This is a genomic window from Niastella sp. (assembly GCF_045805085.1).
In the GTDB taxonomy this organism is placed as follows: Bacteria; Bacteroidota; Bacteroidia; order Chitinophagales; family Chitinophagaceae; genus Niastella.
Genome location: NZ_JBJMLX010000483.1, coordinates 20771 through 29073, shown reverse-complemented (window position 1 = coordinate 29073; position 8303 = coordinate 20771). Strand labels below are relative to the sequence as shown.

Genomic DNA, 8303 nt, shown 5'->3' with positions numbered 1-8303 from the left:
TAGTGTTCTTCGATGGCCGTGGCGGTCCTCCGGCACGTGGGGGTGGTAAAACCCATAAGTTCTATGCTTCTATGGGCAAGAACATCAGCAATAAAGAAATTCAATTGACTATACAGGGACAAACCGTTAGTTCCAACTTTGGTACTATCGACTCTGCCCAGTTCAATATTGAACAATTGTTGAATGCCGGAATTTCGAACGATGTCTTTGCCGATAAAGACAAAACATTATCAATAGAAGAAGAAGAAATTCTGGGTGAACTGGCCGAAGAAGGTTTGAGATCCTATAATGAATTAAAGAACAATCCCGACTTCTTAAATTACCTGGCGCATGTTAGTCCGCTGAAATTCTACAGCCAGACCAATATCGGCAGCCGGCCGGCCAAACGCGGCTCTTCATCAAAACTGTCGTTGAAAGATTTGCGGGCCATTCCATTTGTAGGCGCCTGGAGCCAGTTAAAACAAAACGTAACCGGTTACTATGGTGTGGGCAGTGCCTTACAGGCCATGGAGAAAAAAGGCAAATTAAACGATATTAAGAAGGTTTACCGCCATTCGTTGTTCTTCAAAACCCTGATGGATAATTGCGAGATGGCGATGAAGAAATGCTTCTTCCCCTTAACGGAATACCTGGCGCAGGACCCCCGGTACGGCGAGATCTGGAACCAGATCTACAAAGAATACGAATTAACACAACGGTATATTTTCCTGTTATCGGGCAAAAGCGAACTGATGGCTGATTACCCTGTTGAGCAGCTGTCGGTATTAATGCGTGAACGCATCGTGTTGCCATTGACCACCATTCAGCAATACGCCATGTCGCGTATTCGCCTGATGGAAGAGCAAAACGCGCAACCACAGCATAAAGAGATCTTCGAGAAGCTGGTTATCCGCAGCTCGTTCGGTATTATTAATGCGGGAAGAAACTCAGCGTAGACGTGAATGGTCAATGGTGAATGGTCAATGGATTTTTCAATTTTCAGCTTCCTGATTAGTTCGAAACTGAGAAAATCGCGAGCTATTCACCATTTACCATTCAACATTCACCAAAAAATAAACGCACCCGGCGAAACGGGCGCGTTTTTCTGATAACTAAAACAACGGTAATGAAAAAAAGCATTAAATACTATTTCATTTATACCGCACAGCGTTAGTTAGTTTTGGTTATAGGTGAAAATCCAGAACACTATTGAATATTATTTGAACTTCGTTAATCGGCATCCGCTGTTCAATCTCACACTTCTCTTACCTGGTATATTCAAATACCCTTGTTTTTCAAATACAAACCAATCGTGTTGAGGGGGTGAAAGAAACCAATTCGCTAAAATATTATGATAAATATAATATAATCAAATAAGCCATATTCTGTTCTAAACTTAATGCCTAATTACGCAAATTGTTTATTATTATAATCAAAAATACCATTTTTTAACGGCATCATGTAAATTATACTACATATAAAATTAATAATAATACTGATACCTCTTTGTGCACAAATTCCTGATTTTTTCATATTTCTTCTAAACCAGACAGAGACCAAGCCCAGACATAACCCAGACCAAGCCCAGACAAACCGCAAGGATTCCGATCTCTTTGTTTGGTCTTTATTTATAATATGTTTTTTAAGGTGTTATCCATAATATGCCATAAAAAAGGGTACTTCCAGGCCGGAAATACCCTTTTGGTATATCTTATTGAAAAGGCCCAACAAAAACCATCGACTTAAAAAATCAATTATGAAAATACCGGTTGCTCTTTAGGCTGGGGTTGGTATTCTGGGATATCTACAACAGCAGGTTGATGCGGATATGCTTCTGTACCATGCTCAAATACATCTATACCGCCAGAGCCTGTTTCTCCTTTTGCTTCTACCCGCAAATTCCATGGGTCGGGTAACTGCCTTATAACCCACATCAATATAAATGCAACTACAAAGGTGCCAATGGTAATAATGGCGCTGCCAATAAACTGAGCCTTCAGCACACCCATTCCTCCGCCATACAACAAACCAGTTACCGGGGCACTGTTATCTGCGCCAAGCGGCCCTGTTGCGCCATACTTGCCACAAGCAAAAAAACCTAGCGACAGGGTTCCCCAAATACCACAAAAACCATGTACTGCAACGGCGCCCACCGGATCGTCTATACGACAGTATTCAACCAGCCAGGCGCCGGCATATACTACAAAACCGGCAATAGCGCCCAGTAAAATGGCCCCCAACGGGCTTACCCAATAGCAGGGGCACGTAATGGCCACCAAACCGGCCAAAAAGCCATTGATAGAAAAAGCCAGGTCGAACTTTCCTTTTGTAGCACCCCACCAGTAAGCAGCCATCATAGCGGCCAAACCGCCGGTACAGGCAGCCAGGGTTGTGTTAGCGGCTACGCGGCCAATGCCTTGTGCATCTAAAGCCGAAAGTGTACTGCCGGGATTAAAACCATACCAGCCAAACCATAATAAAAAGCCGCCTACTGCCGCCACGGTAAGGTTATGAGGAGCAGGCATGCCTCCACCGTCACGCGCAAATACTCGCCCAAGACGGGGACCAAGCACCATAGCGCCTGCCAATGATATAACACCACCAATGGTATGCACTACCGTAGATCCTGCAAAATCGCGAAAAGGCTGTCCGAGAGAAGGAAGGAAATTACCGGCACTGCCCATGGTAACCAAAAATCCATCTGGTCCCCATGCCCAGTGACCGATGATGGGATAAATAAAACCGGTTACCCCAATGCTGTATAATATGTCGCCACGAAAACTGGTACGACCGATCATGGCGCCTGAAGTAATGGTTGAGCAGGTATCGGCAAATGCAAACTGAAAGATCCAGTGCGCCAGTATGGGAACACCGGTAGCTTCGTAGGTATCAGGAGCACCTGAAAGAAAAAACCAATGCGTACCAATAAAGCCATTACCATGACTAAACATAAACGCATAGCCAATAGCCCAAAAAAGTATACCGCATAAACAAGTATCCAGTATACACTCCATTAAAACATTCACGGTTTCTCTCTTACGGGCAAAACCCGCTTCCAGCATAACAAAACCAGCCTGCATGCCAAATACCAAAAAAGCAGCCACCAGTGTCCACACGGTATTTATTGAATTCACCATGGCTGTTTCATGTGCTGTATAGCCGGTTTGCGCCTGAGCAGGCGTACCCAGCATACCGGGAAGAAAGATCATTGCGAGAAACACGAGGCCCAACCCAATCATTTTCCCCAGAAAAATGGTAGAACCTAACTTCCATTTTTCTGAACGGGTAAGTTGAATGGCGGGTTCCAATACATTTTTCGTATTTCCCGTTAAACTGGAAAGGATACGAAAAAAGCCTAAATGCTTTGCTTGCATGTTAAAAAAGTTTTAATTGGGGTGAACAATAGAAGTTTAACCGGCGATGCCGCCAATTCAACTTAATATCAGCCTGGTCGTCTCTTTTGGGTTTTGTGCAATGCCTTATAAGGCAGTTGACACATATGTTATGATCAAAATATAATTACACCTTATGAATTCAGATCCAGAGCCCCGAATACTTTAAAACCTACATACAGCAAACAATAAACAATGAACTTCTTTGCTCCGGTACTAATAAATCATCCTCAATAGTGTACGGATGCAAATAAAATAAGCGGGTTAGTTTTGGTTACGGCCCTTGTATAGCAGAGCAGTCCATGTAGCTCTGGTTTAAGGAAGTTGACAGTTGGAACTGTGATTACCAACTGTCAACCGTTTTTTATCTCTCATGTGAAACAAACAAAATCATCTTATCACTGCTAAAAATGCCAGGTAGCTGCCAAAATGAAAGTACCTGTGCTTTTTACCCCCTCATTTGGATTCTTGGTAAAAATGGGATCCTTTGAACTATCCAATCTGAATTCAGGAATGATGGTCAAATTCTCGATATGGATGTTGCCCGAAAGGGTTGCAGCGATAACACTGGTGCCTAATCCGGCCGCAGAGGAGAATCCTGACACGGCATTCTTATCATCGAAATACTCACCACGCAGGGTTAAGCCGAACGTTTTGGAAGGATCAGCATTCAAATAAATGGCAGATCCCCACCAGCTATCGCCACTGCTTTTGCCATTGGGCTTAACAGACTGAACCGTTCCGTTATAACCGATGCTGAACTTATCACTAAGGGTGCCGTTCACTACCAGGTCAACCTGGTTAACGGTGTTTTCGGCCAGGTCTTTACCGCCCTGGTAATTAAGGAAAGCTTTCAGACTACCGCCTTCACTGGTATAACTGGCCTGCGCCAGCGCCATTTTCTTGGAAAAACTGGCGGTCACATTGTCGGTAGGATTGGCTACCCCCAACATGAACCCAAATTTACCAGCAGTATATTCAGCTTTTAACCCAGTATGAAAGAAAGGACCGAACGAGAACATGTACGACATGCTATAGTTGCGGTTCATATAGGCATCTACCACCTCGTAACCGATATGGGTGGCCCATTTACCCATGGTGAACTTTAATTTATCGGTAGCGGCCACTGAAATGTAGGCCTGCTTGATAGCGGTTCCCAAACCTGTGGCTTTCTCATTGTAAGAAAACTCTTCCGCCCTTCTGCCAAAACCCAGATCCAATGTTCCCGTTACTTTACCAGTGGTATAATCAGCCCTTACCGATGCCATCCCCAATTCGAATGAATTGTGCGAATTGGTAAAGCTGGTGTAATTATTAGTAATGCCTGAATCTTTGGCATTATGGAAATTATAGCGATAATATGCATCTACAGAACCTGTAATAACGAGAGGACTTTTTTTCGTAGAATCTTGCGCTTTAACATAAGAACCCAGGACCATGCTAAACATGGCCAATGAAGAAATTTTTCTTAACATTGCAGTTAGATTTTAAGTGTTAATGAAAAGGGTACGGTTGGTAGGAACCGGGCTTGTGTCAGAAGCCCGATCTTATTATAAGCTGTACCTTTTTCTTTTTAGAACTCAGCTGCCTTTTCCACTAGCTTTCCATTCCCACCGCTAACCAGCAAAGTCCCTTGCAAATATTTTTCATTGTGTTGAGTTTCATCCAGACCCAGTTCTTCTTCTTCTTCGGTTACACGCATAGGGAGAACGAAGTTGATGAATTTGAATATAGCGTAAGAAACGGTGAAGCTATATACAACAACTATGGCCATCGCTTTAAACTGGGTAAAGAAGAATGCAGGATTGCCATAGAACAACCCCTGAGGACCGTTCGGAATTCCATGTGCATTCGTATTGGCAAATACACCGGTAAGCAACATACCTACCATACCGCCAATACCGTGACAGGGGAATACATCGAGCGCATCGTCCAAAGTAGATCTTTGTTTAATCCCAACTGCTATGTTAGACACCAAAGCGCCTACAACACCTATAATGATACTTTGAGAAATACCTACATAACCAGCGGCTGGAGTGATAGCAACTAAACCTACAACAGCACCGATACAAAAACCGAGTACTGAAGGTTTTTTACCTTTTACCACATCAAAGAACATCCAGGCCAAACCTGCAGCAGCAGCGGCAGTGTTGGTAGTTCCGAAGGCATTTACTGCCAAGCCAGAAGCGCCTACAGCAGAACCGGCGTTAAAACCGAACCAGCCGAACCACAGTAAACCTGTACCGATCAGTACATAAGGCACGTTGGCAGCAGGTGTTTCCTGGTGGGCCATATGTGTTTTTCTGCGCTTTAAAACCAGGGCGCCAGCCAGGGCAGCACAACCAGCAGTGATGTGTACCACTGTACCACCGGCAAAGTCCCATGCACCCATAACAGCTAAAAATCCTTTGGGATGCCATGACCAGTGCGCTACGGGAGCATATACCAGCAGGCTAAACAATACAATAAACAATATATAAGAGGTAAACCGTATACGTTCAGCCACAGCACCTACAACCAGACCGGGTGTAATGATGGCGAACATCAGTTGAAACAAGGCAAACAAACCGAGAGGAATGGTGGGAGCGCCAGGCCATGCAGCGCCTGATTTCACCCCTTTGAAGAAAAGGAAAGTGGAAGGATCACCAATAAGTCCATGCCAGGAATCACCAAAGCTCAAACTAAAACCAACAGTGATCCACAATACGCCAACCACACCGGCAGCAACCACACTTTTGATCATGGTGGAGATCACGTTTTTGCGGTGCACCATACCACCGTAGAAGAAAGCCAGGCCAGGCGTCATTAAAAACACCAACGCCGTTGAAACCAGTACCCAGGCAATATCTGCTGCGCTATAGGCTGTTTCTGTTGCGCCCGGAACATGATCCGCCTCAGGTTTTATAAACATGGCAACCAGGGCTACGGCTACCAATACCAGGAACGGCATTACATTTTTAAATGACAGTTTCATTGTTTTCCGTTGTTTAGTTAAGAGAATGATATTATTAATTTAATGCATCTAATAATATTACCCCGAAAATATTCATTTTTTAACATAAAACCTGATCCATCAATTATATTTTAATATTTATAATGTATATCTTATTTATCTTATATCCATGTCATAACTGCTTGCTGGCCCATTATTTAAATAAAGCCCTGTTTTGAAAATAAAAACACCACCCTTTTTGGATGGTGTTTAAAATTCGATAGTCTTTTGCATCAAATTGCGAAAATTGTGAGATTTACCATTAATAATCTAAAATTAACCAACCTAAACGTGCAAATAAATACCCAATACCAGTTCAGATTTCACATACGAATATTTTATATGTATATAAATCAAAAAAGCCCCGACGTCACCGTCAGGGCTCATAAAAAATGTGGTTTTTAGCCTTATATCGCTAACACAATATTCTGGTCTTTGCTTTCCAGGAAAGAAACGCCTTCGTTCAGGAATTCGTCTACTTTACGGGCAGCCTCGCGGCCTTCACTGATGGCCCATACAACCAGGCTTTGCCCCCGGCGCATGTCACCAGCTACAAACACTTTATTAATGCTTGTTTTATATTCCTTTTCAGTGGCGCGCACATTACCACGGCTATCCAGGTCAACACCCAGCTCGCTTAATAAACCTTCGTGTTGCGGATGCACAAAACCCATGGCCAGCAATGCCAGCTCGCAGGGCAGCTCCCGCTCCGATCCTGGTTTTTCAATAAACTGAGCCGGTTTGCCGTCTTCAGTTACCTTCCATTCCAGGTCAATCACCTTCAGGGCTTTCAGGTTACCTTTTTTATCACCAACAAACTCCTTGGTAGCAATCGCCCAGTGACGGTTGGCGCCTTCTTCGTGCGATGAAGAAGTTTTCAGGATCATGGGGAAGCTGGGCCAGGGCATAAACTCCGTACGGCCTTCCGGTGGTTTGGGCAGCAGCTCAAACTGGGTAACTGATTTTGCTTTATGACGGTTGCTGGTACCAACGCAGTCGCTACCGGTATCACCCCCACCAATTACCACAACATTCTTATTGGTAGCTAATAAATTCTCGCTGAAGATATTGCTTTCGATATTGGCATTCGCCAGCGGATCGAGACCTGCATTGCGCTTGTTCTGTTGTTTCAGGAACTGCATGGCATAATAAACGCCTTTCAGTTCGCGGCCAGGGATCTTCAGATCGCGGGGAACAGTTGAACCACCAGCCAGTACAATTGCATGGTATTCGCGTAACAGGTCGTTGATGCGTACATTCACACCCACGTTGGCATGGCAGCGGAAGGTCACCCCTTCTTCTTCCATCAGTTTTATTCTTCTGTCAATTACCCATTTCTCCAGTTTAAAATCAGGTATGCCATATCGTAACAAACCACCAGGCTTATCGTCGCGCTCAAACACGGTTACTGAGTGACCTGCATAGTTCAACTGCGCAGCGGCAGCCAAACCAGCGGGACCAGAACCTATCACGGCTACTTTTTTACCGGTGCGCACGTGTGGTTTGCGTGGTTTTACAAATCCTTTATCGAAAGCTATTTCTATAATATGCTTTTCAATTTCTTCAATGGTGATAGCCGGTTGGTTAATGCCCAATACGCAGGCGCTTTCGCAAGGCGCCGGACAAATACGGCCGGTAAACTCCGGAAAGTTATTGGTTGAAGAAAGAATATCATAGGCTTCCTGCCAGCTCTTGCGGTATACCGCATCATTAAACTCAGGTATCACATTACCCAGCGGACATCCGCTGTGGCAAAAAGGAACTCCACAATTCATACAACGTGCCGATTGCTGGTTCAGCTTTTCTTCGCTGTAGCGCTCAACAAATTCATTGTAATCTTTTAACCTTTCCTCTACTGGTTTTTTACCCGGCAATTCCCTGGTAAATTCTAAAAAACCTGTTGGTTTACCCATTTTCTATTTTCAGTTTTTCGATTCTAG

Annotated in this window: 5 protein-coding genes; 1 reads left to right on the top strand and 4 read right to left on the bottom strand. The window is 44.1% G+C overall.

What is annotated here, in order from left to right; translation table 11 throughout:
• Positions 1-935: phosphoenolpyruvate carboxylase (locus ACJ751_RS25515; RefSeq protein WP_407748360.1), on the top strand; the 935-nt coding region annotated here is incomplete at its 5' end.
• Positions 936-1733: 798 nt separating this feature from the next.
• Here ACJ751_RS25515 and ACJ751_RS25510 read toward each other — a convergent pair.
• From ACJ751_RS25510 to ACJ751_RS25495, 4 genes are all read right to left on the bottom strand, one after another.
• The gene (locus tag ACJ751_RS25510) at positions 1734-3353 is read right to left on the bottom strand and encodes an ammonium transporter (protein ID WP_407748359.1); all 1620 of its coding nucleotides are present in this window, start codon (positions 3351-3353) and stop codon (positions 1734-1736) included.
• 422 nt (positions 3354-3775) lie between these two features.
• Positions 3776-4846 (bottom strand): porin, encoded by a 1071-nt coding sequence (locus ACJ751_RS25505; RefSeq protein WP_407748358.1) that lies wholly within the window; start codon positions 4844-4846, stop codon positions 3776-3778.
• A gap of 98 nt (positions 4847-4944) precedes the next feature.
• Complete coding sequence (locus tag ACJ751_RS25500; protein ID WP_407748357.1) at positions 4945-6345, bottom strand: ammonium transporter; 1401 nt, start codon at positions 6343-6345, stop codon at positions 4945-4947.
• A 425-nt stretch (positions 6346-6770) separates the two neighbouring features.
• The gene (locus ACJ751_RS25495) at positions 6771-8276 is read right to left on the bottom strand and encodes a glutamate synthase subunit beta (RefSeq protein ID WP_407748356.1); all 1506 of its coding nucleotides are present in this window, start codon (positions 8274-8276) and stop codon (positions 6771-6773) included.
• Positions 8277-8303: the final 27 nt, after the last annotated feature.

Excerpts from the sequence above, each read along its gene's own strand:
- ACJ751_RS25510 (WP_407748359.1), bottom strand. The coding sequence starts at position 3,353 with ATGCAAGCAAAGCATTTAGGCTTTTTTCGTATCCTTTCCAGTTTAACG.
- ACJ751_RS25505 (WP_407748358.1), bottom strand. The coding sequence starts at position 4,846 with ATGTTAAGAAAAATTTCTTCATTGGCCATGTTTAGCATGGTCCTGGGT.
- ACJ751_RS25500 (WP_407748357.1), bottom strand. The coding sequence starts at position 6,345 with ATGAAACTGTCATTTAAAAATGTAATGCCGTTCCTGGTATTGGTAGCC.
- ACJ751_RS25495 (WP_407748356.1), bottom strand. The coding sequence starts at position 8,276 with ATGGGTAAACCAACAGGTTTTTTAGAATTTACCAGGGAATTGCCGGGT.